We start from the raw sequence: 25,344 nt of genomic DNA, 5'->3' as shown, positions 1-25,344 counted from the left end.
CGGTGGAGCGGACGACCAGAAGCGTCGCACTACGCGCCGGCCCTCCGGTGCCACCGGCACCCCGCAACACGCCGGTGCCGCATCGCCCGCGCCTGCTGACCCGGCTGATGCGCCACCCGGAACTGGGCGCGTTGGCTGCGGTGATCGTCGTCGGGCTGTTCTTCTCGGTCAGCACCGCCCGGTTCGCCTCGCCGGGCGGCATGGCGAACTGGACCGACGTCGCCTCGACCATCGGCATCGTCTCGGTGACGGTGGCCCTGCTCATGATCGCCGGCGAGTTCGACCTGTCCGCCGGGGTGATGGTCGGCAGCGCGGGACTCCTTGCCGGCATCCTCAGCACGCGACTCGGGGTCAACCTGTGGCTCGGCGTCGTCGCCGCGCTCGCGTTCGCGGCTGCGGTAGGTTGGCTCAACGGGGTCGTGGTGGTACGCACCGGCCTGCCGAGTTTCATCGTCACGCTGGCGACGTTCTTCGCCCTCCAGGGTGTCAATCTCGGGGTGACCAAACTGCTCACCAACAACGTCCAGGTCGGCGGTCTGCGGGCGGTCGCCGGCTACGACCAGGTCCGCGCCGTGTTCGGCGGGACGTTCTCGCCCTGGAACTTCAGGGTCACCCTGCTGTGGTGGATAGCGATCACCCTGGTGGCGGCGCTGCTGCTGAAGCGGACCCGCACCGGAAACTGGATCTTCGCCGTCGGGGGCGATCCGGGGGCGGCCCGGATGATGGGCGTGCCCGTCGCGCGGGTGAAGATCGGCTTGTTCGTGGCCACGTCCATGACGGCGGCGTTGGTGGGCATCATGGTGGCGACCCGGCTCGGTTCCGTCACCGCCACCCAGGGTGTCGGCAACGAGTTCATGTACATCGTCTGCGCCGTCGTCGGTGGCACCCTGCTCGGTGGCGGCTACGGCTCCCCCGTCGGGGCCTCGCTCGGTGCCGTGATCGTGGGCATGGCCTTCATCGGCATCCAGTTCTCCGGCTGGAACACCGACTGGCGTTTTCTGTTCCTCGGCGTGATCCTGCTGCTCGCGGTGCTGGTGAACAATCTCGTCCGGCGCAGCGCTGAACGGGCGGAGCGATGACGGCACCGACGCCGCTGCTGGAGGGCCGCGGCCTGTCGAAGCGCTACGGCAACGTCGAGGCGTTGTCCGACGTCTCCGTGTCGGTCCACGGTGGTCAGGTCACCTGCGTGCTCGGCGACAACGGGGCGGGAAAGTCGACCTTCATCAAGATCCTCTCCGGCGTCGAGCCGCAGGACGAGGGTGAGCTGAGGGTCGAAGGCCAGGCCGTACGGTTCGACTCCCCACGCGACGCACGTCGCCACGGCATCGCCACCGCCTTCCAGAACCTCGCGACGATGCCGCTCATGTCGATCTGGCGCAACTTCTTCCTGGGCGTCGAGCCGACTCGCCGGTACGGCCCGCTACGGCTGCTCGACGTCGAGACCAGCAGGCGGGTGTGCCGGGCGGAGCTGCGGAAGATCGGCTTGGAGGTCCGCGACCCGGACCAGGCCGTGGGGACGCTCTCCGGCGGCGAGCGGCAGGCCGTGGCCATCTCCCGGGCTCTGTACTTCGGCGCCAGGGTGCTCATCCTCGACGAGCCCACCTCGGCGCTGGGGGTCAAGCAGACAGCCGCCGTGCTGCGCTTCGTCGCCGCGGCCCGCGACCGCGGGGCGGGGGTCGTCTTCGTCACCCACAACCCGCACCACGCCTATCCGATCGGTGACCGGTTCGTCGTGCTCAACCGCGGCCGGCTGATGGGTTCGTGGACGCGTGAGCAGATCAGCCGGGACGAACTCACCTCGGCGATGGCCGGCGGCGTCGAGTTCGAGGAGCTGACCCGCCATCTTCGACACCGTCCGTCGGTGGACAGATCCGACGGCCGCACCCATCGGTAACGACTCATGATTTGGAGACCCATGCCAACAGATGCGCGACAGCCAGCATCCGCCAACGGGTGGCAGGTCCGCCTCGGTGACCCGAGCGGACACCAGGCACCCGCGCACCGTCCCGTCCGGGTCGCCAGCCTCATGGGCTACGTCGACCCGCTGGGCGTACGCCCGGGCGAGACGCTTCGGGTGCATCTCTCCGCACCGGCGGCGCACGAGATCGCTGTGGGCCGCCTGGGACGCGACGCGTTGTTGCTACCCCAGCCGGACGACGCGGCGGACCGGGCCGAGGTGACCTGGCTGGGGCAGGTGTCGTCGGCCTCGGCCAACCGGCACGACGTGCACCCCGGCTCGTACGGTGTCGCCGCGAACGGCCCCGCCGAGCGCCCCTCGACGGTCTCCGCCTGGGTCCGGGTGTGGCATCTGCCCGCCACGGTGGAGACGTCCAGTTGGGCGGCGGTCGTCAGCGACCTGGACTACCCCGACCGGTGCGGCTGGGCGATCGGCGTCGACGCCGACGGGCATCCGGGCTGCTACGTCGGCGACGGCGGGCACCACGACCGGGTGAACTGGACGTTCGCCGGCTCGTCCCTGCTGGGCCGGCTCGGGGAGTGGGTCCACCTCGCTTTCACCGTCGACGGCGACCGGGTGCAGCTGTGGGTCGACGGCACCGTCGCGGCCGAGGGTTCGGCGGCGGTGGGCACCTCGGCGGCTGGCACGCTGCGCGTCGCCGCCGCGGCACAGAGCTGCCTCGTCGATCACCTGCTGGACGGCGACGTGAGCAGCGTGGCTCTCTTCTCACGCACGCTGACCCGGCACGAGGTGGTCACGCTCACCGAGGACCGGGCGATGTCGCCGACAGTGCCGGTGGCAACGGACGCGCTGCTGGCCCACTGGCCGCTACGGGAGCGGTCGGGCACGACCGCGGTGGACGTCAGCGGCAACGACCGGCACCTGACCCTGGTCAACACCCCCACGCTGAACATCCCGGGCCCGTCGGCCTCCCGGGCCATCGGCCGGCCGGGCTACGACCCGGACGCCGACCCCACCCGGGGCGGCTGTGTCCGCTTCTCCTCCGACGACCTCGTCGACTGCGGATGGCCCGCAGGGGCCGAGATCGTGGTGCCGGAGGACGCGGACAGCGGGACCTACTACGTACGGGTGACGCTGGCCGGCGCCGACGACGAACCGCTGGAGCTGCCCTTCGTCGTGGTGCGCCCGCAACCCCGCCGGCCGCGCTCCATCGCGCTGCTGTACGCCACGTTCACCTGGACCACGTACGCGCGGCGCTCCGTCGACGGGGTCAACATCCCGGGCCTCGTGTCCTCCGCCTACACCCGCAACATCAGCGGCCGGCTGTTCTTCAACCTGGGAATGAAGATGCCCCTGCCGCGGGTGCAGCCCTTCGTGCACCGCAGCCACCTGTGCGACGCCACCGTCCACCAGCACCTGGTCCGGCCGGAGCGGCACGCGGAGTCCTGGCTGGCGCGCGAGGGCTACGCCTACGAGTGCATCACCGACGCGGAACTCGACGCCGACCCCGGCCTGCTGGACCGCTTCGCCGCCCTGATGATCGTGGGCCACAACGAGTACTGGACGCAGAGCATGCGCGACGGTGTCGAGGCGTACCTGCGCGGCGGCGGCAACGTGGTGTGCTTCAGCGGCAACACCGCCTTCTGGCGGGTCAGCTACGACCAGCAGACGAAGGTCATCGAGACCCGCAAGACGACGCACCCCGGCGAGGGAACCGGGGTGGCCTGGCTGCCGCCGGACGAGTGGGGTGAGCGCTGGCACACCGACGGTCGCCCGGGCGGGAAGTGGTCCTACCTCGGGCAGGCGCCGAGCGAGCTGCTGGGTCTGGAGACGCTGGGCTGGATCGACAGCGGGGACCGGACCGCGTTCGCGCCGTTCACGGTCACCGCGCCCGATCACTTCCTGTTCCACGATCCGCAGCCGGTGCCGACCGAGCCCGGCAACCTGATCGGGGTCCGGTCGCACGACGGCCCGGCCGTGAGCGGATACGAGATGGACGGGCTGCCCGAGGTGCAGGGCATGCCTGCGCTGGATCCCAAGGGGCTGACCGTCCTCGCGCACGCCGACCACGGCCCCCGCTTCGTCGCGCACTGGGGTGCGGACTCCGGGCACGGCGCCGACCTCATCTACTGGGAGCGCCCGGCGGGTGGCCGGGTGCTCAACGCCGGCTCGACGAACTATCCGGGGGCCCTCGCGGTCGACGCGGGCCTGCAGGTGCTGACCCGCAACGTCCTGCACCACATGGGCGTCGATCGGGACTGATCCCGGGCAATCGGGCTGTGGCCGGCGGAGACGTTGCCGCCGGCCACAGCCCGACCACCGGTTCCAAGCCGTCGTCGTCCGGGCACGAGGCTCGGGAGACCACGACGCGCCGGCCCGGCGAAGGGCCGGCATCCGAAACCAGGAGGTGCTCCACAGTGACCACGATCGACCCGGTGCAGATCAGCGTCGTGGTGATGCACCATCCGCGTCGGAGCGACCGCATTCCGGCGCTGCTCGCCGCGTGCCAGCCACTGTCCGTGCGGGTCGTCGTCGATCCGGATCCGAGCGGCCCGCCCAGCCCGCTGCGTACCGCCAAGCGCGCCTGGGCGGCGATCGCGCCCGGCGCCACCCACCACCTCGTCCTGCAGGACGACATCCTTCCCATCCCGGGGCTCGCCGAGCACCTCCACCGGGCGCTGGCCGCCCGGCCGACCGACGGCGTGACCCTGTCGGTGCAGCAGACCAGCCCGCGCAACTCCTACGCGGTGCGCCGCGCCGCCCTGGCCGCTCGGCCCTTCGCCGAGATGTCGGCGGTGGAGTGGACGCCGACACTCGCCCTTGCCCTGCCGGTGGGGCACGCGGAGCAGCTGGCGCGGTTCCTGGCCGAGCATCCGGACGAGCAGGTCGACGACGATCACCTGGTGACCAGGTTCTGCGCCGACCGGGGGATCCGGGTGTTCGCCACCGTGCCCAACCTCGTGGAGCACGCGGACGTGGTGAGCCTGTCCATCTACGGCGACGAGGGCCGCCGCCCGGTGACCTTGTACGACGAGCAGCTGAAGATCTCGCCGACGTGGTGGGAGTCGGCCGGCGGTGCTCCGGTCCCGGCCCCGGAGCGGCCGGAGAGCGGGGGCCTGGCCGTCGAGCTACGGGAGTCCCGGTGCGGGCTGCGGCTGCTGTCCAGGTCGGCCGACGAGCCGTTGGAGCATCCGTTCGCCTGGGACTGGCGGGACCAGGCGGACCTGGCCGGGGCGTCGGCCGGGCAGATCGTCGCCCGGTGGCGGGCTGCCGTGGCCGACCAACCGTCGCTGAAGGCGGTGAATCCGGCGCTGACCCTGGAGGTGTGGGCAGCGGGCTACCTGCTCGGCGCGGACCTGCTTCGCCAGGTGGCGCCCGCCGACCCGGGTGGCGAGCACGCCGACCTGGTGCCGCCGCTGCGCAGCTGCGCCATCTCCTCCTGGCTGGAGGTGGGCCTGGCCGGGAGGGACCGGCGGGCGCTGGATCCGGCCGGGTGGGCGGCCCTCGTCGACCTGGGTCTGCTGGCGGTCGCCGCCGGGGCGCGACCCACGGCCCACGATTCGTTGTCACCTTCCCGGTCCGGCGAGCACGACCTGGGGGATCTGGCGGGGGTGGTACGCCGGATGGCCCGCCGGGAGGCGTCGGCGCTGCTGCTGCGACCGAACCTCGCCGCCTGGGCGCTCTCGTCGACCACCCGGGTCGCGGTGCGGGCGCGGTCCTGCCCGTGGTGCGGGACGGACGCCGAAGCGGCGGACCCGGCCGCGCTGGAACCCATGGACGAGGTGCGGATGTGGCGCCCCGGCGAGCCGCACCCGGGCGCGCCGGTGACCCTGCACGCCCTGGCCTGCGAGTGGCTGACCGCCAGGTCCTTGCTGCCGCTGGTGCGGGCGGCCCAGGACGGCCACGCCGCGCTGCCGAGGGACGTGTCGACCCGGGCGGCCACGGCCGCGGAGATCGTCGCTCGAGCGCCGGGCGTGTCCCTGGCGGATCTGCTCGCCGAGGTGGACGGCCGAGAGTCCTGGCTGCCCTCGGCGGTGTCGTCGCAGGGCCGGGCGGACCACTCGCTGCCCGGACAGCCGACGCTACCGGCGTCGACCCGGTTGGCGCCCACCGTGGCCACCGGCTCCGGCACGGACCGCGACCTGGTCGGGCCACATCTGCTCACCCCGCACCGACTCGACGACGAACCGGCGGGCCTGCCGGAGACGTACCTCCGGTACCGCGCCGAGGCGTACCCCTGGGCGGAAGCCCGACCGGCCCGATGACCCGCCGGGGCACCTCCGGGCCGTCGTCTCCCCCGGCGGCCGGCGTCCTGTTGGCCGCCGGGGCGGGAAGCCGGTACGGCGGCCCCAAGGCCCTGGCCCGGCACCCCGACGGAGGGTTCTTCGTGGAGCGGGCGGCCCGTACCCTCGTCGACGGGGGCTGCTCGCCGACGGTGGTGGTGCTCGGGGCGGCGGCCCAGCAGGTGCGGGACGTGGCGGATCTGGACGGGACGATGCCGGTGGACAAACCCGACTGGAGCGACGGGATGGGCTCGTCGTTGCGAACCGCGTTGGCGGTGTTGGCGTCCACCGGGGCGCCAGCGGCGCTGGTACTGCTCGTGGACCAGCCCGGGGTCACGGCGGAGGCGGTGCGGCGGGTCGCCCGCGACGCGACGGCCGCGAGCCTGGTGATGGCCGCCTATCCCGGCGGCCGGCGCGGCCACCCGGTGCTGCTGGGCCGCAGCCACTGGGCCGGGGTGGCGGCGCTGGCGGTCGGCGACGCAGGCGCGCGGGCGTACCTGAGGGCACACGCCGAGCGGCTCCGGGTGGTCGACTGCTCGGGCATCGCTGACGACACCGACGTGGACCGGCCGGGGTGGTCCGCCGGTGCGTGACGTTCTCCCCGACCTGCTGCGCTGGTGGCAGGCGGACGAGCCGGTGGGACTCGCGACGGTGATCCGGACGTGGCGCAGCGCCCCTCGCCAGGCCGGTGCCGCGCTGCTGGTCGGACCGGACGACAGTGTGGTCGGCAGCGTCTCCGGCGGCTGCGTCGAGGGGGCCGTCTACGAACTGTGCCGCGAGGTCGTCAAGGACGGGACGCCCCGGGTGGTCCGCTTCGGCGTCAGCGACGACGAGTCGTGGGACGCCGGCCTGACCTGCGGTGGCACCGTCGAACTGTACGTCGAGCGGGTCGACCGCCGCCGGTTCCCCGACCTCGACCTGGTGGCCGCCACGGTCGCCGCGGGCCGGCCCGTCGCGACGGCGACCTGCGTGGACGGGCCGCCGGGATGGTGCGGCCGGCGGATCGTGGTGGATCCAGCCGGGCAACGGGGCACTCTGGGCACGGCGACGGTGGACGCGGCGGTCGCCGCCGAGGCACGGGCACTGCTGCGTGACGGGCGCTGCGGTGTGGTCCGGCTTCCCCACTCGTCGGCCGGGCCGCTGTCGGTCATGGTGGTGACGTACCCGTCCCCGGCCCGGATGCTGGTCTTCGGGGCCACCGACTTCGCGGCGGCGGTCACCCGGATGGGGCGGTTCCTCGGCTACCGGGTGACCGTCTGCGACGCGCGACCCGTCTTCGCCACCGCGCGACGGTTCCCGCAGGCGCACGAGGTGGTCGTGGACTGGCCGCATCGGTACCTCGCCGCCGAGGCGGCGGCCGGGCGGGTCGACGAACGGACGGTGGTCTGTGTGCTCACCCACGATCCCCGGTTCGACGTGCCGGTACTGAAGCATGCGCTGGAGCTGCCGCTGGCGTACGTCGGTGCCCTCGGTTCCCGGCGGACCGCGCAGGACCGGCGACGTCGGCTACGCGAGGTCGGGGTCGGCGAGGCGGCGCTGGGCCGGCTGGCAGCCCCGATGGGTCTCGATCTCGGGGGGCACAGCCCGGAGGAGACGGCGCTGAGCATCGCCGCCGAGATCGTCGCGGTGCGCGGGGGCGGTGGAGGAGCGTCCCTATCCCGGCTTCCGGGTCGCATCCACCATCAGGACGGGTAGGGCTCACGCAGCCGACGCAACAAGCTGCGAGACGCAGAATGGCGGCACCGACGAGCTTAGCTCTCAATGCCGCCAACCTGGCGTTCAAGGGTGGAGCCGAGGGGACTCGAACCCCTGACCCCCACACTGCCAGTGTGGTGCGCTACCAGCTGCGCCACGGCCCCTTGCTGTTCGCCCCCGGTCTCCCGGGCACGGACAGAACTATACACACGCCGGCCCGCATGGTCATCTCGCGGGGGCCCTCCCCCGCCGCGCCTCAGTTGAGCGCCACGTCGGGCGGGAAGTGGGCGACGGCGGCCATCATCCCGCCCTGCCGGCGCAGCACCATCGGCCACAGGTCGTCGGGGCGGTCGACGAACGCGTCGCCGGGCAGCGCGTCGAGGACGAACCAGGACCCGTCCTCGATCTCCTGCTCCAGCTGACCCGCGCCCCAGCCCGAGTAGCCGGCGAAGACCCGGATGCCGCCGATGCTCTCCCGCATCCGCTCCGGGTCCACGGAGAGGTCGATCGTGCCGACCGCGCCGGAGACCTGGTGGAAGCCCCGCAGCCGCCTCACGGGGTTACGCATCCGGGCCAGGCAGATGGCCGAGTCGGGCTGGACGGGGCCGCCCTCGAACAGCACCGCCGGGTCCCGCGCCAGGTCGCTCCAGTCGCCGAGGACGTCGGCGACCGGCACCTCCGTGGCCCGGTTGAGCACCACGCCGAGCGCGCCGCCCGGCTCGTGGGCCACGAGCAGCACCACGGTGCGGTCGAAGTTCGGGTCCTTGAGCGTGGGGGTCGCGACCAGCAGCCGTCCGGTCATCGAGTCCATCGCCCGCCCGCCGATCGCCTGGTCCTCTCCCTGCATGTCGGACATCCGTCAGCCGCGCGCCAGGACGCGGAAGTGACGCCCCCGGACGGCGTCGCCGCCGGGCCGGACAGGACCGACGTCGTGGCCGGCATGGGGGGTGGCCTGCCGGACCCGGTCGGCACGGGACGCCGGGCTCATCCGTGCTGTCAACGCCATGTCTGGCACCATAGCCTGCGCCCGCGGCGCTGGCTAAGGTCTGACCGGTGGGTGATCGAGTGGGATCGAAGGGGGCGACGATGGGTCCGACGGCGGACATCGCGGTCATCGGCGGTTCGGGGCTCTACGCCCTGTTGGAGGGCGCGACCGAGCACCGGGTGCAGACCCCGTACGGCGAGCCCTCGGACGCGGTCACGATCGCCGAGGTGGGTGGCCGGCGGGTGGCGTTCCTGCCCCGGCACGGGCGCGACCACCGGCACCCGCCGCACCTGATCCCGTACCGGGCGAACCTGTGGGCGCTGCGCGCGCTCGGGGTGCGGCAGGTCCTCGCCCCGTGCGCGGTCGGCGGGCTCCGCCCCGAGCTGGGGCCGGGCACGTTCGTGGTGCCGGACCAGTTGATCGACCGCACCAGCGGACGGGTGCAGACCTACTACGACCGGGGTGCGGTGCACGTGGCCTTCGGCGACCCGTACTGCCCGGTGGGCCGCCGGGCCCTGCTGGACGCGGCGGCCGGACGCGGCGTGCCGGCCGTCGACGGCGGGACGATGGTGGTCGTGGAGGGGCCGCGCTTCTCCACCCGGGCGGAGTCGCGCTGGTTCACGGCGATCGGCGGGGCGGTGGTCAACATGACCGGGCACCCGGAGGCGGTGCTCGCCCGCGAGCTGGCCCTCTGCTACACCCCGATCGCGCTGGTCACGGACCTCGACGCCGGGGTGGAGGCGGGCGAGTCGGTCACCCAGGAGGAGGTCTTCCGGGTCTTCGCCGAAAACACCGACCGGCTGCGCGGGGTGCTGCTGGACGCCGTCGCCGCCCTGCCGGCCGGGCGGGACTGCCCGTGCGGGCACGCGCTGGACGGGATCAAGCTGCCCTTCGCCCTGCCCTGAGCCCGGCCGGGCTCACGGGAGGGCGAATAGCCCGGTAGGTGGGCCTCTTCCCGATAGATTCGGCGGGTGGCAACGGTCCGCGAGACGACGTACGAGCTGCTGCGGGCGCTGGGCATGACCACCGTGTTCGGCAACCCCGGCTCGACGGAGGAGCCCTTCCTCCAGGACTTCCCGGCCGACTTCCGCTACGTCCACGCCCTGCACGAGGCGTCGGCCGTCGCCATGGCCGACGGGTACGCCCAGGCCACCGGCCGCCCCGCCCACGTCAACCTGCACACCGCCCCGGGCACCGGCAACGGCATGGGCAACCTCGTCACCGCCTGGCACAACAAGACCCCGCTGATCGTCTCGGCCGGTCAGCAGACCCGGGAGATGCTGCTGCTGGAGCCCCGGCTGGCCAGCCCCCGGGCGGCCGAGCTGACCCAGCCGTACGTCAAGTGGAGCCACGAGCCGGCCCGCGCGCAGGACATCCCGGCGGCGTTCATGCGGGCGTACGCCACGGCGGTGCAGCCGCCCGCCGGCCCGGTCTTCCTGTCCCTGCCGCTGGACGACTGGGCCCGGCCGGCGGACGGGCCGCCCGAGGTGCGCACCGTGGCCACCCGGTACGCCCCCGACCCGGCCCGGCTGCGGGAGTTCGCCGCCCGGGTGGCCGCCAGCCGCCGCCCCGCGTTGGTGCTCGGCGGGGCGGTCGACCGGGCCGGGGCGTGGCCGGCGGCGGTGGCGCTGGCGGAGCGGCTGGCCGCCCCGGTCTGGGCCGCACCCGCCCCGGAGCGGACCCCGTTCCCCGAGGACCACCCGCACTACCGGGGCGTGCTGCCGTACGCGATCGGGCCCCTGGCCGAGGCCCTGGCCGGGCACGACACGGTGCTGGTGGTCGGCGCGCCCGTGTTCCGCTACTACCCGCACGTGCCGGGCGACTACCTGCCCGCCGGCGCCCGGCTGCTGCACGTCACCGACGACCCCGACGAGACGGCCCGCGCGCCGGTCGGCGACAGCCTGCTCGCCGACGCGGGCCTGGCCCTGGCCGCCCTGGCCGAGCTGCTCCCGGCGGCCGACCGGCTGCCCCCGCCGCCCCGGCCGGCGCCGGGGCCGCCCGACCCGGGCCCACCGGCGAGCCCCGACGCGCTGTTCGCCGCCCTGGCCCGGCACTGGCCGCCCGACGGGGTCCTCGTCCAGGAGTCACCGTCCAACCTGGCCGCGCTGCGCCGCCGGCTGAAGGTCACCCGCCCCGGGTCGTACTTCACGATGGCCAGCGGCGGCCTCGGGTTCGGGCTGCCGGCGGCGGTCGGGATCGCCCTGGCGGAGCGGGACACGGGCCGGGGCCGGCCGGTGGTCGCGGTGATCGGCGACGGGTCGTTCCACTACTCGGTGCAGGCGCTGTGGACGGCCGCGCGGCTGCGCCTGCCGCTGGCCGTCGTGGTCCCGGTCAACCAGCAGTACGCGATCCTCAAGGCGTTCGCCGAGCTGAAGCACACCCCCGGGGTGCCCGGCCTGGACCTGCCCGGTCTGGACGTCGTCGCGGTCGCCCGGGGGTACGGCTGCGCCGCCACGGTCGTCGCGGAGCCGGACGGGTTGGGCGACGCGTTGGGCGCGGCCCTGGCGGCGGACCGGCCCACCGTGCTGCCGGCGCCGATCAGCACCGAGGTGCCGCGACTGCTCTGAGCGTCCACGGGGACCGGGGCCGGGACGAGGGGCCCTCGGCGGACGCCCTGCATCCTCGGGCCGCGCTCAGGGGCGCAGGACCAGCGGCGCGCCGGTGACCACGTCGAGCACCGGCCGGTTGCCCAGCGGCGCCTTGAGGGTGGCGGTGACCGGCTCCAGCTTGAGCAGGTCGATGCACACGCCGGTGCCCCGGACGACCCCGCCACCGACCACCACCACGTCGTCGCGCTCCTGCACGAGCGGGGTGATCCCGGTGTCGCAGGCGCCCACGCCGACCTGCCAGGTCAGCTTCGCCCCGTCGACGGCCCGCAGGTCCTGCGCGCTGACCACCCCGTCGGGGGCCCGGCCCGGCGGCGCGGTCGGCTGCGGCGGGGCGGCGGGGTCGACGACGGCGAGCCGGGCCACCTTCGCGGTCAGCTCGTCGACGGTGAACAGCCACGCCGGCACCTGCGCCTCACCGCGGCTGGTGCGGACCGGCGCGGTGCCGAGCGTCACGGCGGTGACGGTGAGCGGCACGCAGGCCGACGCGGGCGCGCTGCCGACCGGGTCGTTCGGGCCGACGCTGTGGCCGTACGGCCCCTCCCCGACGGTCGGACCGTCGGGTCCCGGCTCGACGACCGGGCCGGAGCCGGGCTTCGCCGGCCGCCCGGGGCTCCTCGGCCGCCCCGCGCAGGGCGGCGGGTCCCCCTGGTCGAGCTGCCGGTACGCCTCGGCGGCGCTGAGCAGCTTCACGGTGAGCGTCCCGTCGGGGAAGCGGACCGCACCGTCGGCCGGCCGGGCGGTGGGCACCTCGATCTGCTCGCGGTACCAGCCGTTGCGGAACGCCTGCTCGGTGTCGGGGCTGAACCCGGGGTCGCCGAGGAGCACGGTGGGCTCCTGCAACGGCAGGTAGCCGCCGGTCCAGGCGGTGCCCGGCCGCCACGCGTCGGCGACCTCGTCGGCCCGCTGCCCGAACGCCGCGAAGCGCTCGTCGTTGGCGCTGCCGGCGGGGCTGCCGCCGGCGGACGGCCCGGAACCGGCCGGTGCGCAACCGGCCGCGACGACCAACAGGGGCAGCCCCAGCAGGGCGAGAACTCGACGCATACCGCTACGACGCGCCCGCGCGGCCTGCGGTTCCACCGGATGCGACGAAGCGCCCCGGCCGGGTGGCCGGGGCGCTTCGTCAGGTGGTGGAGGTGCCGGGAATCGAACCCGGGTCCTTCGCCGGTTTGTCAGGGCTTCTCCGAGCGCAGCTCGCTGTGCCTCTACTCGGCCCCACCGCTCACGCGAGCAAGTTGGTGTGACGGGCCCAGTCGCTGATTGATCTCGCCGCACGGACCCCGCGACCGGGTCCGGTTGGCCAGCCTTCTAGCTGATGCCGGCTACTGGGACGAAGGCGTTCCCAGGCCGACAGACTTAGCTACTCGCCTCAGGCGGCGAGAGCGAAGTCAGCGCGATTGTTCTTGGCGCTTATTGGTTTCCGACGACCGATTCTCGAGACGACGTCGGCTTCCTCGGCTCGCTTCCCCTGCCGCAACGTACGAAGTCGAAACCAGTCACCCCCTCGACGGGCCGCCGGTGTGGCGGCACCACCAAGACTAACGCCTGCCGCAACGGGATTCATCCCCGAGCCCCGCCCCGGCGCGCCGAGGCGGACAAACGGGACGAATCAGTCGTCCATGCCCTTGCCGCGTCGGCCCGCGGCCCGGGCGATCTCCCGTTCCGCGTCCCGCTTGGCCAGGTCCTGACGCTTGTCGTACGACTTCTTGCCCTTCGCCAGGGCGATCTCCACCTTGGCCCAGCCGTCGGAGAAGTAGACCTGCAACGGGACCATGGTGAGGCCGCCCTCGCGGGTCTTGCCGATCAGGCGGTCGATCTCCAGACGCTTGAGCAGCAGCTTCCGGGTGCGCCGGGGCTCGTGGTTGGTCCAGGTGCCCTGCGTGTACTCCGGGATGTGCATGCCGTGCAGGAACAGCTCGCCGTCGCGTTCCTGGGCGAACGCGTCGACCAGCGACGCCCGCCCCGCCCGCAGCGACTTCACCTCGGTGCCGGTCAGCGACATGCCCGCCTCGTACGTGTCGAGGATGGCGTAGTCGTGCCGTGCCTTCTTGTTGGAGGCGACGACCTTGCGCCCCTTCTCCCGTGGCATCGGTGCCCCTCCCCTCGTGCGATACCCGCCCCGGCCCGGACGGCGGGCCGGAAGCGGAGATCATCCTACCCGAACGACAAGGGCCCCCGGCGCGGATTATTCCGCGCCGGGGGGCCCTCGGCTGTCGCCGGCAGACCCGGTGGGCGACTAGACGCGCAGGTAGAACCGGAGGGTAGTCCAGCCGGTGACGGCGCTGACCAGTGCGCCGACGCCCGCCATGATCGGGAACATCAGGAAGATGTCGCTCCAGGTCACCGGGGAGAACAGGCCCTGCAACGCGCTCAGGGAGCCGTCGAACAGGAAGAACTTCAAGGCGATCAGCGCGCCCAGGCCGAGGAACGAGCCGATCAGACCGGCGACCACGGCCTCCAGGACGAACGGCGCCTGGATGAACCAGTTGGACGCGCCGACCAGCTTCATGACCGCCACCTCGCGCCGCTTGCTGTACGCGGCCACCTGGATGGTGTTGGCGACCAGCAGCAGGGCGGCGATGGCCATCGCGATCGCCCCGGCCAGGGCGATGTTCTGGCCGGCGGTGAAGAGGTCGAAGATCTTGTCCAGCAGCCGGCTCTGGTCGACGATCTCGTCGACGCCCTCGGTGTCCTTGTACTGGTCGTAGATGCTCTTGTACTGCTCGGGGTTGACCAGCGTGAGCCGGAACGACTCCGGCAGCTGGTCGGGCTTCACGGCCGTCACCAGGTCCGGCGCGTCCTGGTACATCTCCTGGAAGCGCTTGTACGCCTCGTCCTTGTTGACGTAGAGGACCTCCTTCACCAGGGAGTCACTCTTGAGCTTCGTCTCCAGGTCGGTGCGCTGCTGGTCGGTGACGTCGCTCTTCAGGAAGATCGAGACCTGGATGTTCTTGTAGTACAGGTCCTTCATGTCGTCGACCTTGCTGTACACCAGGCCACTGACACCGAGCATGGTCAACGACACGGCCAACGTGATGATCATCGCGATGGTCATGGTGACGTTGCGCCACAGTCCGACCAGTACCTCGGACAGGACGTATTTCACGCGCATCGGGAATTCCTCCGGGTCTCCGGCGTGAGGTGTTCGTCGTCAGGCTGCACAGGGGTGGAGCGCCGGCTCACCCGTAGACGCCGCGGGCCTGGTCACGCACGATGCGGCCGCTCTCGATCTCGACGACCCGGCGGCGCATCTGGTTCACGATGTTCGAGTCGTGCGTGACCATCACGACCGTCGTACCGGTGCGGTTGATCCGGTCCAGCAGGCGCATGATCTCGATGGACGTGTCCGGGTCGAGGTTTCCGGTCGGCTCGTCCGCGAGCAGGATCAGCGGGCGGTTCACGAACGCCCGCGCCACGGCCACCCGCTGCTGCTCACCACCGGAGAGCTCGTGCGGGTAGCGGTGCTCCTTGCCACCGAGCCCGACCAGCTCCAGCACCTCGGGCACGACCCGGCGGGCGACCGCCTTGGTCTTGCCGATCACCTCGAGGGCAAACGCCACGTTCTCGTACGCGGTGCGGTTCGGCAGCAGCCGGAAGTCCTGGAAGACACAGCCGATGGAGCGCCGGAAGTGGGGGCGCTTCCACGACCGCATCGAGGTCACGTCCTTGCTGTTCACGATGACGCGCCCCTTGTTCGGGGTCACCTCGTGCAGCAGCAGCTTGATGATGGTGGACTTGCCGGAGCCGGATGGGCCGATGAAGAAGACGAACTCGCCCTTCTCGATCGAGACGGACACGTTGTCGAGCGAAGGCCGGGACGCCTTCGGGTACGTCTTCGTCACTTGCTCAAGCTGAATCACGGGTGGTGAGTCTACGCGGTGTAATCGATGAGCCAAGCCCCACGCCCCCGTCATGCGGGGCGCGTCGTCGAAACGCCCGGTTAGCAGGAGATCGACGACGCGCTCCGCCCACGGGTGATCACGCAGAGTCGCTGGCGAGCTGCCGCTGCTTGCGCCAGCGGATGCCGGCCTCGATGAAGCTGTCCAGCTCACCGTCGAAGACCGCGCTCGGATTGCCCGTCTCCTGCTCGGTTCTGAGATCCTTCACCATCTGATAGGGGTGCAGCACGTACGAGCGCATCTGGTCGCCCCACGAGCCGGCGGCGTCGGTCTTCAGGCCGTCCAGCTTGGCCTGCTCCTCCTGCCGCTTGCGCTCCAGCAGCCGGGCCTGGAGCACCCGCAGCGCGGACGCCTTGTTCTGTAGCTGGGACTTCTCGTTCTGGCAGGTCACCACGATGCCGGTCGGGATGTGGGTGAGCCGCACGGCCGAGTCGGTGGTGTTGACGCTCTGCCCGCCCGGGCCGGAGGAGCGGTAGACGTCGACCCGCACCTCGTTCTCGGGGATGTCGATGTGGTCGGTCTGCTCGGTGACCGGCAGGACCTCCACGCCGGCGAAACTGGTCTGCCGGCGGCCCTGGTTGTCGAACGGGCTGATCCGCACGAGGCGGTGGGTGCCCGACTCGACGCTGAGGGTGCCGTAGGCGTAGGGGACCTTGACCGCGAACGTCGCGGACTTCAGGCCCGCCTCCTCGGCGTAGGAGGTCTCGTAGACCTCGGTCGGGTAGCCGTGCCGCTCGGCCCAGCGCAGGTACATCCGCAGCAGCATCTCCGCGAAGTCGGCCGCGTCCACCCCGCCCGCGCCGGCCCGGATCGCCACCAGCGCCTCCCGCGAGTCGTACTCGCCGGAGAGCAGGGTGCGGACCTCCATGTCCTGGATGCTCTTGGTGAGCGCGCCGATCTCGGTCTCCACCTCGGCGAGCACGCCGGGGTCGTCCTCGGCCTCGGCCAGCTCCAGCAGCACCCGGGCGTCGTCGAGCCGGGAGCGCAGGCTGCCCAGCTTGTCGATCTCGCCGTTGACGTAGGACAGCTGGGAGGTCACCTGCTGTGCCTTGGCCTGGTCGTCCCACAGGTCCGGCGCGGAGGCCTGCTCCTCGAGCCGGGCCTTGTCCTCGTGCAGCCGGTCGATGTTGAGCACGGCCTCGATGTTGCGCAGGATGGCGTCGAGTTCCTTGAGCTGTTCGGCGTAATCGGCAGCGGTCACGACTGACAAGCGTACTGCGGTGGCCCCGGGTGGGCTTGCCAGCCCCGCGGTCACGAGCCAAAACTGTCCCCGGTGCGGGCGGGGGGCAGCCTGGAGACCGACCGCGCGGCCCGGTGGCGGGGTGACGGGCCGCGCGGTCGACGGCGTCAGCCGACCGGGGCGGACTTCAGCCAGGACAGGGCGGCCTTGTGGTAGGCGACGGCGAACTCCAGCGCGCTGGCGTCGAAGTTGTCGCCCTCCTTCTTGGCGTTCTTCACCTGTTCCCGCACCCGCGCGAGGGCCTCGGTGTGGTATTCATTGGCAGAGGCCTGCAGGTTGCGTAGCTGGTTGGCCGAGTGCAGGCTGCCGAAGGCGATCCGCAGGGCGATCGGGTTGCGGATGGTGTCGCGTCCCGGGTCCTCGGCCAGCCACCGGGAGAACATCCGCTTCCCGGCCGCCGTGATCGCGTAGGGCTGGCTGGAGCGGGGGCCGGGCTTGCCCAGCCGCACCAGACCGCGCTCGGCCAGCACCGGGAGCTCCCGGTAGACCTGGCTGCGGGTCATCGACCAGTACGGGGCGAGCTTGCGCTCGGCGGCGGCCATCAGTTGACCGCCTGTCATGGGACCCTCGTGGAGCAGCCCGAGAAGGGCCGCCGCCGTGGGGTTCACTCCGGAATCCGCCATGCCCATTACGCTGCCACTTTGCCGCCGCGCCGTCCAGGATTTGCCACTTTCGCCACCCGGACGGCTTCCAATGTGCACTGTCGGCCGGCGACAGTCCGTTAAGGGACGGTGACCTGGCGCCCCCCCCACCCCGCCGCCGGCACCCCCGCTGGCGCCCCCGCTGGCGCCCCGCCGGCGAGCCTCGGGCGCGCCTCGGGCGTTGTGAAGGGCCCCCTGTGCAACAGAAAGCGATAACAGGGGGCCCTTCCTTGCGCTCAGCCCATGTGGGGGTAGGTGTGGTCCGTCGGGGGGACGAAGGTCTCCTTGATCGTCCGGGGGGACATCCAGCGCACCAGGTTGTGCCAGGAGCCGGCCTTGTCGTTGGTGCCGCTGGCGCGGGCGCCGCCGAAGGGCTGCTGCCCGACCACCGCCCCGGTCGGCTTGTCGTTGATGTAGAAGTTGCCGGCCGCGTACCGCATCCGCTCGGCCACCGCGTCGACCACCCGGCGGTCGGTGGCGAAGATCGACCCGGTCAGCGCGTACGGGGCGATCGACTCGGCCTGGGCCACCACGTCGTCGAAGCGGGCGTCGTCGAAGACGTGCACGCCGAGGATCGGGCCGAAGTATTCCGTGGTGAACGTCTCGTGCGCGGCGTCGGAGCACTCGAACAGGGTCGGCCGGACGAACCACCCGACCGAGTCGTCGGCGGTGCCGCCGGCCAGCACGGTGCAGGAGGGGTCGCCGGAGATCAGCTCCAGCGCGGCGGTGTGCCGGTCGAACGCCCTCGCGTCGATCACCGCCCCGCCGAAGTTGGTGAAGTCGGTGACGTCGCCGTAGGTCAGCGAGTCGGCGGTGGCGGCCAGCCGGTCCCGCAGCCCGCCCTCCCACAGCGACCGGGGCACGTACGCCCGCGACGCGGCCGAGCACTTCTGGCCCTGGTACTCGTAGGCGCCCCGGATCAGCGCGGTGTGCAGCGCGTCGACGTCGGCGCTGGCGTGCGCGACCACGAAGTCCTTGCCGCCGGTCTCGCCGACCAGTCGGGGGTAGCCCCGGTAGCGGTGGATGTTCTCGCCCACCGTGCGCCACAGGTGCTGGAAGACCTTCGTGGAGCCGGTGAAGTGGATGCCGGCCAGGTCCGGGTCGGCGAGCACCACGTCGGAGACCTCCTCGCCCCGCCCGGTGACCATGTTGATCACGCCGGGCGGCAGGCCGGCCGCCTCGAACAGCCGCATGGTGAAGTGCGCGGCGAACTGCTGGGTCGGGCCGGGCTTCCAGACCACCGTGTTGCCCAGCAGGGCCGGCGCGGAGGGCAGGTTGCCGGCGATCGCGGTGAAGTTGAACGGGGTGACCGCGTAGACGAAGCCCTCCAGGGGGCGGTGGTCGAACCGGTTCCACACCCCCGGGGAGGAGAACGGCTGCTCCTCCAGCAGGCCCCGGGCGAAGAACACGTTGAACCGGAGGAAGTCGATCAGCTCGCACGCCGAGTCGATCTCGGCCTGGACGGCGGTCTTCGACTGGCCGAGCATCGTGGCCGCGTTGAGGGTGTCCCGCCAGGGGCCGGCGAGCAGCTCGGCGGCCCGCAGGAAGATCGCCGCGCGCTCGGCGAACGGCAGCGACCGCCACATCGGGGCGGCCGCCTTCGCCGCGGCGACGGCGGCGCGGGCGTCGTCGTGGGTGGCGTGGCCGGTGACGCCGAGCACGTGCGCGTGCCGGTGCGGCTGGACGACGTCGATCGGGTCGCCGCCGGCCATCCGCTGCTCCCCGGCGATGGTCATCGGCAGGTCGATCCGCTCGGCGGCCAGCTCGGCCAGCCTCCGCTGGAGCCGTTCCCGGTCGACGCCGCCCGGCTCGTAGGTGCGGACCGGCTCGTTGTGCGGCTCGGGTACGGAGAACACGGCGTCCATCAGCGCTCCTGGCGATCTCGACAGCGGTGGCGAAACCGGACCCGCGGGCGGCCGGCCGGGTGACCGGACGCCGGGCACCGCGCGGTGTACCGGTCGCGGCGGCGGGACCTGCGCCGATTCTTCCACGGGCCGGCCCCGCCCCCGCTCCGGCGGCCCGGGCCGGCCTGCGCCGTCCGGCCTGTGCGCCGCATGATCGACTCCATGCCGGCGACATGGGGGCATCCCCGCCGCAGGACACCCCCATGTCGCCGGCATGGCGAGCCCGCCCGGCGCAGGCCCGCCCGGCGCAGGCCCGCCCGCCAACCCGGCCGCGGGCCCGGCGGCGGGCCCGGCGCGTACGCTGGATGGCCGGTGACCAGCCCGCCGCGTCCCGGCAGTGCCGACGCGGGCCCGGGCGCCCGTCGAAGGGGAGACGATGAGCAACCAGCCCGGCAGCTCCACGGCCGAGGAGCCGGACCAGCCGGTGGAGACCGACCCGGCCGCCGGGCGGGAGCCGGCCGCCGGGCGGGAGCCGGCCGCCGAGGCCCTCCCGGCCGCCGGGGGCGCGATCGCCCGCGCCCCCGGCGCGGTCGTGCTCGCGGTGCTGGCGGTCGGCTGGCTGGCGGCGATGCTCTGGTCGACCCGGGCGGCGATCACCTCCGCCCAGGCGGGCGTCACCGCGATCAGCCTCTCCGCGTTCGCGCTGCCCGGGGTGATCTCGGCCGCGCTGGTGGCCGGCGCGGCGGCCGCCCTGGCGGCGGCGAACCTGCTGGCCCGGCGCGGCGTCGACCGGGCCACCCTGCGCTTCGTCGTCGCGACGGGCGCCGGCCTGCTCGTCGGGCTCGCCGCCGCCGTGGTGATCAACCTGACCTACTTCGACAACGCGACCACCAACGTCATCGCCGGCACCGCCGCGGCGGCGGCGACCATCGGCGGCGCGGTGGCCGGCGCCGGCAACGCCCGGGTCGCCGGGGCGGTGGTCACCGCCGCGCTCGGGGCGCTGGTGTTCGTGGTGGCGTTCAGCCGGGCCCGGGACCCCCTGTTCGACCTGTTCGGGGCGGGCGACACCCAGGAGTCCCTGGTCACCGCCGCCAAGTGGGTGTCGCGCACGGAGTCGCTGCTCGCCGGCCTGGTGGCGGGGCTGCTCGCCTTCGCGTACCTGACCTGGGCCCGTCGCCGCGCCCAGCGGCGCGACCCGGCGACGGGCGACGTCCGCTGGCCCGGTTACCTGCTGGCCGGGGCCGGCCCCGGCCTGCTCCTGCTGCTCGCCGAGGTGGTCATCCGCGTCGGCGGGCGGTCCCTGCTCGACCTGGCCGGCGCGCTGAGCGAGGCGGACTCCGTCGCGCAGACCTCGCTGGGCACCTCCCGGGTGGACAACGGCATCTGGGTGCTCTTCGTCGGCGCGCTCACCGCGCTGATCGCCTTCGGCCGCACCCTGGGCCCGTCGCCCGACGACGCCGCCGAGGACGACGGCGTGGAGGCGGTGGAGGCGAGCGCCGACCGCTGACCGGCACGCGCCGGGGTCGGCGGCAGGGCGGCGGGGCGCGGGTCAGGAGGCGACGCGCAGGAGCTGCTCCAGCTCGGTGACGTCGTACCACTCCAGCTCGTGGTCCTCCGCGCCGTCGACGGTGAACTGGGCGTCGGTGTCGCCGGCCAGGGCCTCGGCGGCCACGTCGGCGGCGGCCGACACGTCGGCGACCGCGGCGTCGCCGTCCACGTGCAGGGCGGCCACGGCCGACACCGGCACCGGGCGCACCAGCCGGACGGCGCTGGAGCCGAGCACGTCGTCGGTGCGGCGCAGCGCGGCGGCCGGCACGTCGACCGAGATCACCACCCGGCGGCGGGGCGCGGCCGGGTCGTCGCGCAGCAGGAGCAGGGCGTCCTGGGCGGCGCGGGTGAAGGCGACGTACTCCAGCTCCTCCTCGTCGCCCTCGGCGTACCACTCGCGCAGGGCGGGGGTGACGGCGTGCGCGTCCGTCTCGGGCAGCCCCTGCTCGGGCAGGCGGGCGAGCATGGGCACGATCGCCGGCACGTACACCCGGACAAGCTCGTCGTTCACCGGTGGTCTCCCTCCGCCTCCGGGCCGACGTGCGTGGGCCCGGGCGCCGATCATGCCGTACGCCGTGACCGTCATACACCGCGCACCCGGCCGGCGGGAAGCTGCCGCGCGGGCCGGCCGGGCGGCGCGTCGACCGGCGTGGGGCGGCGTCGTCGGCAGCAGGTGGCAAACTGAAGCAAACGATCCCAACCCCGGGAGATTCCGTGGAGCCGAGGTTCCTGCTGCTCTCCGACGTGGCCGCCGAGCTCAACGTGTCGGACTCGCAGGTGTACCACATGGTGCGCAGCGGCGAGCTGCCCGCGATCAAGATCGGTGGCCGGGGGCAGTGGCGCGTCGAGCGGGCCCGGCTGGAGGAGTACATCCAGCGCAAGTACGCCGAGACCGCCGAGTGGGTCCGGGGCAACCCGCTGACCGACCGCGACCCCGAGTAGCCTCCGCCGCACCCCGCGCCATTGACCGGGGCCGCTGCGTGGCCGAGAATCGAGGCTGTCGGAGGCAAACGAAGGCAAACGCAAGCATCGGGGGTTGCGATGATCGAGTCCCGCCGGCCCGGGCCCGTCCGACCCCCGGTGCGGGTCCGCCCCGCGCCGCCGCTCGACCCGCCCTTCGTCGAGGAGCCGGCCGAGGGCTTCCCCCGCCCGGTCGCCGCCCAGCTGGCCCTCGACCTGTTCGAGGCGCACCGGCTCGCCCCGCACCGCCCCACGAGCCGGCCGCACGACCCGCGCCCCGCCCCCGGCGGCCCCGGCCGGGCCGACCCGACCGCCCCACGGCCGTCCGCCCTGGTGACCGCCACCCCGGAGGCGACCCGGGCGGCCCAACGCTTCGTCGCCACCTGCCTGGAGATCGTCAACGGCTACCGGCCGCCAGGGCAGATCCGCCCGCTCACCGAGCCCGGCCGGGCAGCCGACGTGGCGCAGGAGCTGGCCACGGCCGCCGCACACACCGGCCCGGTGCGCCGTCGCTCCACCCGCCCCGCCGTGCGGCTGCGCCGGCTGCGGGTCTGCGAACCCCGCCCGGCTGCCGTGGAGGCCGCCGCCGTCCTGACCGCCGCCACCGGCCGCACCTGGGCGATGGCGCTGCGCCTGGAGCACCGCCGGGGGCGCTGGCTCTGCACCGCCCTCCAGGTCCTCTGACCGCAGGTCGCCGGCACCGACACCGACGGGCCCCGGCGAGAACGCCGGGGCCCGTCGGTGTCGCGGTGGGTCAGTTGCCGCCGTTGGCGGCGCCGTGGCAGCGCTTGTACTTCCGGCCGGAGCCGCACGGGCAGGGCGCGTTGCGGGACGTGTTGCCGGACGCGTCGGCCTGACCCGGTGCCACCCGGCGGGCCGAGCTGGCCGCCGTCGCCTGCCCGCTGCCACCGAACGCCGCCGGGGCGCGCTGGGGCTCCGGGGCCGGCGGGGGCGTCGGCCGGGCCGCGCGCGGCTTGCGCACCGGCGGGGCCTGCTCCTCGGGCCGCTCCACGGCGACCGCGCCGGCCCCCGCCTCGCCGTCGATGGTCGGCGCGGAGTATTGCAGGCCCTGCTGCTGGGGAGCGCGGCCCAGACCCTTGGCCTTGATCTCCACCGGCTTCTCCAGCAGCTGCACCTCCTCGGCCTCGGGCTCGGCCTCCTGGACCTGCACCTCCAGGTTGTAGAGGAAGCCGACCGTCTCCTCCTTGATGCCGTCCATCATGGTGGCGAACATGTCGAAGCCCTCGCGCTGGTATTCCACCACCGGGTCGCGCTGGGCGTACGCCCGCAGGCTGATGCCCTCCTGGAGGTAGTCCATCTCGTAGAGGTGCTCGCGCCACTTGCGGTCGATGACCTGGAGCAGCACCATCCGCTCCAGCTCACGGGTGCCCTCGGCGCCGAGCTGCTCCTCGCGCCGGTCGTACGCGGCGTGCGCGTCGTCCTTCAGTCGGGCGACCAGGAAGTCCTGGTCCATGCCGGCCCGGGAACCGAGCTCCTCCTCCAGCTCGTCCAGGGTCACGCCCACCGGGTAGAGCTGCTTGAGGCTGGCCCAGAGCTGGTCGAGGTCCCAGTCCTCGGCGTACCCGTCGCTGGTGGCCCCGACGACGTACGCGCCGACGACGTCGTCGATCATGTTGCGGACCTGGTCGGAGAGGTCCTCGCCGTTGAGCACCCGCAGGCGCTCGGCGTAGATGACCTGGCGCTGCTTGTTGAGCACCTCGTCGTACTTCAGGACGTTCTTGCGGATCTCGGCGTTCTGGCCCTCGATCTGGGCCTGCGCGCTCTTGATCTGGCGGGTGACCATCTTCGACTCGATGGGCACGTCCTCGGGGATGTTGAAGCGGTCCATCACCGCCTCGACCGCCCCGGCCCGGAAGCGCTTCATCAGCTCGTCCTGCAACGACAGGTAGAAGCGGGACTCGCCCGGGTCACCCTGCCGGCCGGCGCGACCACGCAGCTGGTTGTCGATGCGCCGGGACTCGTGCCGCTCGGTGCCCAGCACGTAGAGCCCGCCGGCGGCGGCGACCTCCTCCGCCTCGGCGTCGCAGGCCTGCTTCCACTTGGGCAGGACCTCCTCCAGCGCCTTGGCGTACTCCTCCTCGTTCTCCGCCGGGTCGAGGCCGCGCTGGCGCAGCTCGTTGGCGGCGAGGAACTCGGCGTTGCCGCCGAGCAGGATGTCGGTGCCCCGGCCGGCCATGTTGGTGGCCACCGTGACCGCGCCCTTGCGCCCGGCCTGGGCGACGATCTCGGCCTCGCGGGCGTGGAACTTGGCGTTCAGCACGGAGTGCGGGATGCCCCGGCGGCGCAGCAGCTGCGAGATGATCTCCGAGTTTTCCACGGAGACGGTGCCCACCAGCACCGGCTGACCGGCCTGGTGCCGCTCGGCGATGTCCTCGACGACGGCGTTGAACTTGGCCTTCTCCGTCTTGTAGATGACGTCGGCCCGGTCCTGCCGGACCATCGGCCGGTGGGTGGGGATGGTCACCACGCCCACCTTGTAGACCTTGTTGAACTCGCCCGCCTCGGTCTGGGCCGTGCCGGTCATGCCGGAGAGCTTCTCGTAGAGGCGGAAGTAGTTCTGGAGGGTGATCGTGGCGAGCGTCTGGTTCTCCTGCTTGATCTCCACCCCCTCCTTGGCCTCGATCGCCTGGTGCATGCCCTCGTTGTAGCGACGGCCGTGCAGGATGCGGCCGGTGAACTCGTCGACGATCAGGACCTCGCCGTCGCTGACGATGTAGTCCTTGTCGCGCTTGTAGAGCTCCTTGGCCTTGATGGCGTTGTTGAGGTAGCCCACCAGGGGGGTGTTGACCGACTCGTAGAGGTTGTCGATGCCGAGGCGGTCCTCCACCTTCGCCACGCCGCGCTCGGTCACCGCGATGGTGCGCTTGGCGTAGTCGACCTCGTAGTCGCCCTCGCCGTCCTTGCCGGGCTGGAGGCGGGCCACCACGCTGGCGAACTCGCCGTACCAGCGGGCGGAGTGCTCGGCCGGGCCGGAGATGATCAGCGGCGTGCGGGCCTCGTCGATCAGGATCGAGTCGACCTCGTCGACCACGGCGAAGTTGTGGCCGCGCTGGACCAGCTCGTCCTTCGACCAGGCCATGTTGTCGCGCAGGTAGTCGAAGCCGAACTCGTTGTTGGTGCCGTAGGTGATGTCGCACTCGTAGGCCGCGCGGTGCTCGCTCGCCGGCCGGTTGGGCAGCACCACGCCGACGGTCAGGCCGAGGAACTCGTGCACCCGGCCCATCCAGGCGGCGTCGCGCTGGGCCAGGTAGTCGTTGACCGTGACCACGTGCACGCCCTTGCCGGACAGCGCGTTGAGGTAGACCGCCATGACCGAGGTCAGGGTCTTGCCCTCACCGGTCTTCATCTCGGCGATGTTGCCGAAGTGCAGCGCCGCGCCGCCCATCACCTGCACGTCGTACGGCCGCTGGCCGAGCACCCGGGCGGCCGCCTCGCGCACCGTGGCGAACGCCTCCGGCAGCAGGTCGTCGAGGGTCTCCCCGTCGGCGAGCCGCTCCCGGTACTGGTCCGTGAGACCGCGCAGCTCGTCGTCGCTGAGGTTGACGTAGTCGTCCTCGATCGAGTTGACGGCGGCGGCGATGGCCTTCAGCCGGCGCACCATGCGGCCCTCGCCCGCGCGGAGGACCTTTTCCAGAATCGACACGGATCAACGCTCCCCTAGACAGTCTCGACCCATCGTAGGCGCTCCGTCGGCCCGATGGTCA

General features: G+C 72.9%; 22 protein-coding genes, 1 tRNA gene and 1 other RNA gene. 11 read left to right on the top strand and 13 right to left on the bottom strand.

Annotation, left to right across the window (positions count from 1 at the left end; all coding sequences use genetic code 11):
- The first annotated feature begins 2 nt into the window (after positions 1 to 2).
- From O7633_RS26645 to O7633_RS26620, 6 genes are all read left to right on the top strand, one after another.
- Entirely contained in the window at positions 3 to 1,079 is a 1,077-nt protein-coding gene (locus O7633_RS26645) for an ABC transporter permease (protein WP_282324346.1), read from the top strand.
- Positions 1,076 to 1,894 (top strand): ATP-binding cassette domain-containing protein, encoded by an 819-nt coding sequence (locus tag O7633_RS26640; RefSeq protein WP_282324345.1) that lies wholly within the window; start codon positions 1,076 to 1,078, stop codon positions 1,892 to 1,894. Before O7633_RS26645 ends, O7633_RS26640 begins: the two co-directional genes overlap by 4 nt.
- A 21-nt stretch (positions 1,895 to 1,915) precedes the next feature.
- Entirely contained in the window at positions 1,916 to 4,180 is a 2,265-nt protein-coding gene (locus O7633_RS26635) for a LamG domain-containing protein (RefSeq protein WP_282324344.1), read from the top strand.
- 155 nt (positions 4,181 to 4,335) lie between these two features.
- On the top strand, positions 4,336 to 6,183 hold the full coding sequence (locus O7633_RS26630; RefSeq protein ID WP_282324342.1) for a hypothetical protein: 1,848 nt from the start codon (positions 4,336 to 4,338) through the stop codon (positions 6,181 to 6,183).
- Positions 6,180 to 6,794 (top strand): nucleotidyltransferase family protein, encoded by a 615-nt coding sequence (locus O7633_RS26625; protein ID WP_282324341.1) that lies wholly within the window; start codon positions 6,180 to 6,182, stop codon positions 6,792 to 6,794. The genes O7633_RS26630 and O7633_RS26625 overlap by 4 nt, the downstream gene beginning before the upstream one ends.
- On the top strand, positions 6,787 to 7,896 hold the full coding sequence (locus tag O7633_RS26620) for an XdhC/CoxI family protein (RefSeq protein WP_282324340.1): 1,110 nt from the start codon (positions 6,787 to 6,789) through the stop codon (positions 7,894 to 7,896). The genes O7633_RS26625 and O7633_RS26620 overlap by 8 nt, the downstream gene beginning before the upstream one ends.
- A 91-nt stretch (positions 7,897 to 7,987) precedes the next feature.
- Here O7633_RS26620 and O7633_RS26615 read toward each other — a convergent pair.
- The 3 genes from O7633_RS26615 to O7633_RS26605 form a co-directional block, all read right to left on the bottom strand.
- Positions 7,988 to 8,060 (bottom strand) — tRNA-Ala (locus O7633_RS26615).
- 92 nt (positions 8,061 to 8,152) lie between these two features.
- Positions 8,153 to 8,743, bottom strand: a complete 591-nt coding sequence (locus tag O7633_RS26610; protein WP_282324339.1) for a YqgE/AlgH family protein — start codon at positions 8,741 to 8,743, stop codon at positions 8,153 to 8,155.
- 12 nt (positions 8,744 to 8,755) lie between these two features.
- Positions 8,756 to 8,902, bottom strand: coding sequence for a hypothetical protein (locus tag O7633_RS26605; RefSeq protein ID WP_176735035.1), 147 nt, complete (start codon positions 8,900 to 8,902; stop codon positions 8,756 to 8,758).
- An 80-nt stretch (positions 8,903 to 8,982) separates the two neighbouring features.
- Between O7633_RS26605 and O7633_RS26600 the strand changes: the two genes are divergently transcribed.
- Both O7633_RS26600 and mdlC read left to right on the top strand, forming a co-directional pair.
- Positions 8,983 to 9,786, top strand: a complete 804-nt coding sequence (locus O7633_RS26600) for an S-methyl-5'-thioadenosine phosphorylase (protein WP_074478486.1) — start codon at positions 8,983 to 8,985, stop codon at positions 9,784 to 9,786.
- Between the two features lie 66 nt (positions 9,787 to 9,852).
- Positions 9,853 to 11,448: a benzoylformate decarboxylase gene (gene mdlC, locus O7633_RS26595; RefSeq protein WP_282324338.1), complete on the top strand. Its 1,596-nt coding sequence runs from the start codon at positions 9,853 to 9,855 to the stop codon at positions 11,446 to 11,448.
- 66 nt (positions 11,449 to 11,514) lie between these two features.
- Here the strand turns inward: mdlC and O7633_RS26590 are convergent, their stop codons facing one another.
- The 8 genes from O7633_RS26590 to pruA form a co-directional block, all read right to left on the bottom strand.
- Complete coding sequence (locus O7633_RS26590) at positions 11,515 to 12,531, bottom strand: hypothetical protein (protein ID WP_282324337.1); 1,017 nt, start codon at positions 12,529 to 12,531, stop codon at positions 11,515 to 11,517.
- 84 nt (positions 12,532 to 12,615) lie between these two features.
- Positions 12,616 to 12,991: a transfer-messenger RNA gene (ssrA, locus tag O7633_RS26585) on the bottom strand.
- 105 nt (positions 12,992 to 13,096) lie between these two features.
- Positions 13,097 to 13,576 carry an SsrA-binding protein SmpB gene (smpB, locus tag O7633_RS26580; protein ID WP_282324336.1) on the bottom strand — a complete coding sequence of 160 codons (480 nt, stop codon included), beginning with the start codon at positions 13,574 to 13,576 and terminating at the stop codon, positions 13,097 to 13,099.
- A 147-nt stretch (positions 13,577 to 13,723) separates the two neighbouring features.
- Complete coding sequence (ftsX, locus tag O7633_RS26575; protein WP_077936389.1) at positions 13,724 to 14,599, bottom strand: permease-like cell division protein FtsX; 876 nt, start codon at positions 14,597 to 14,599, stop codon at positions 13,724 to 13,726.
- 67 nt (positions 14,600 to 14,666) lie between these two features.
- Positions 14,667 to 15,347 carry a cell division ATP-binding protein FtsE gene (gene ftsE, locus O7633_RS26570; RefSeq protein ID WP_043962078.1) on the bottom strand — a complete coding sequence of 227 codons (681 nt, stop codon included), beginning with the start codon at positions 15,345 to 15,347 and terminating at the stop codon, positions 14,667 to 14,669.
- A gap of 118 nt (positions 15,348 to 15,465) precedes the next feature.
- Entirely contained in the window at positions 15,466 to 16,587 is a 1,122-nt protein-coding gene (prfB, locus tag O7633_RS26565; protein WP_074478476.1) for a peptide chain release factor 2, read from the bottom strand.
- Between the two features lie 146 nt (positions 16,588 to 16,733).
- Positions 16,734 to 17,249, bottom strand: a complete 516-nt coding sequence (locus tag O7633_RS26560) for a PadR family transcriptional regulator (RefSeq protein WP_074478539.1) — start codon at positions 17,247 to 17,249, stop codon at positions 16,734 to 16,736.
- Between the two features lie 254 nt (positions 17,250 to 17,503).
- Positions 17,504 to 19,132, bottom strand: coding sequence for an L-glutamate gamma-semialdehyde dehydrogenase (gene pruA, locus O7633_RS26555; RefSeq protein ID WP_282324333.1), 1,629 nt, complete (start codon positions 19,130 to 19,132; stop codon positions 17,504 to 17,506).
- 415 nt (positions 19,133 to 19,547) lie between these two features.
- Between pruA and O7633_RS26550 the strand changes: the two genes are divergently transcribed.
- Positions 19,548 to 20,618 (top strand): hypothetical protein, encoded by a 1,071-nt coding sequence (locus O7633_RS26550; RefSeq protein ID WP_282324332.1) that lies wholly within the window; start codon positions 19,548 to 19,550, stop codon positions 20,616 to 20,618.
- A 42-nt stretch (positions 20,619 to 20,660) separates the two neighbouring features.
- On the opposite strand, the gene O7633_RS26545 is transcribed toward O7633_RS26550, so the two are convergent.
- On the bottom strand, positions 20,661 to 21,170 hold the full coding sequence (locus O7633_RS26545) for a hypothetical protein (RefSeq protein WP_282324331.1): 510 nt from the start codon (positions 21,168 to 21,170) through the stop codon (positions 20,661 to 20,663).
- A gap of 203 nt (positions 21,171 to 21,373) precedes the next feature.
- On the opposite strand from O7633_RS26545, the gene O7633_RS26540 reads away from it, so the two are divergent.
- Positions 21,374 to 21,601: a helix-turn-helix domain-containing protein gene (locus O7633_RS26540; protein WP_007074927.1), complete on the top strand. Its 228-nt coding sequence runs from the start codon at positions 21,374 to 21,376 to the stop codon at positions 21,599 to 21,601.
- Between the two features lie 99 nt (positions 21,602 to 21,700).
- Positions 21,701 to 22,303, top strand: a complete 603-nt coding sequence (locus O7633_RS26535) for an Rv3235 family protein (RefSeq protein WP_282324330.1) — start codon at positions 21,701 to 21,703, stop codon at positions 22,301 to 22,303.
- 70 nt (positions 22,304 to 22,373) lie between these two features.
- Here O7633_RS26535 and secA read toward each other — a convergent pair whose 3' ends face one another.
- The gene (gene secA / locus O7633_RS26530) at positions 22,374 to 25,283 is read right to left on the bottom strand and encodes a preprotein translocase subunit SecA (RefSeq protein WP_282324329.1); all 2,910 of its coding nucleotides are present in this window, start codon (positions 25,281 to 25,283) and stop codon (positions 22,374 to 22,376) included.
- Positions 25,284 to 25,344: the final 61 nt, after the last annotated feature.

The sequence above is a fragment of the Micromonospora sp. WMMD712 genome (assembly GCF_029581295.1).
Taxonomy (GTDB): domain Bacteria; phylum Actinomycetota; class Actinomycetes; order Mycobacteriales; family Micromonosporaceae; genus Micromonospora; species Micromonospora carbonacea.
The sequence above is the reverse complement of the archived record's forward strand: the minus strand, read 5'-3'. Positions and strand labels throughout refer to the sequence as shown.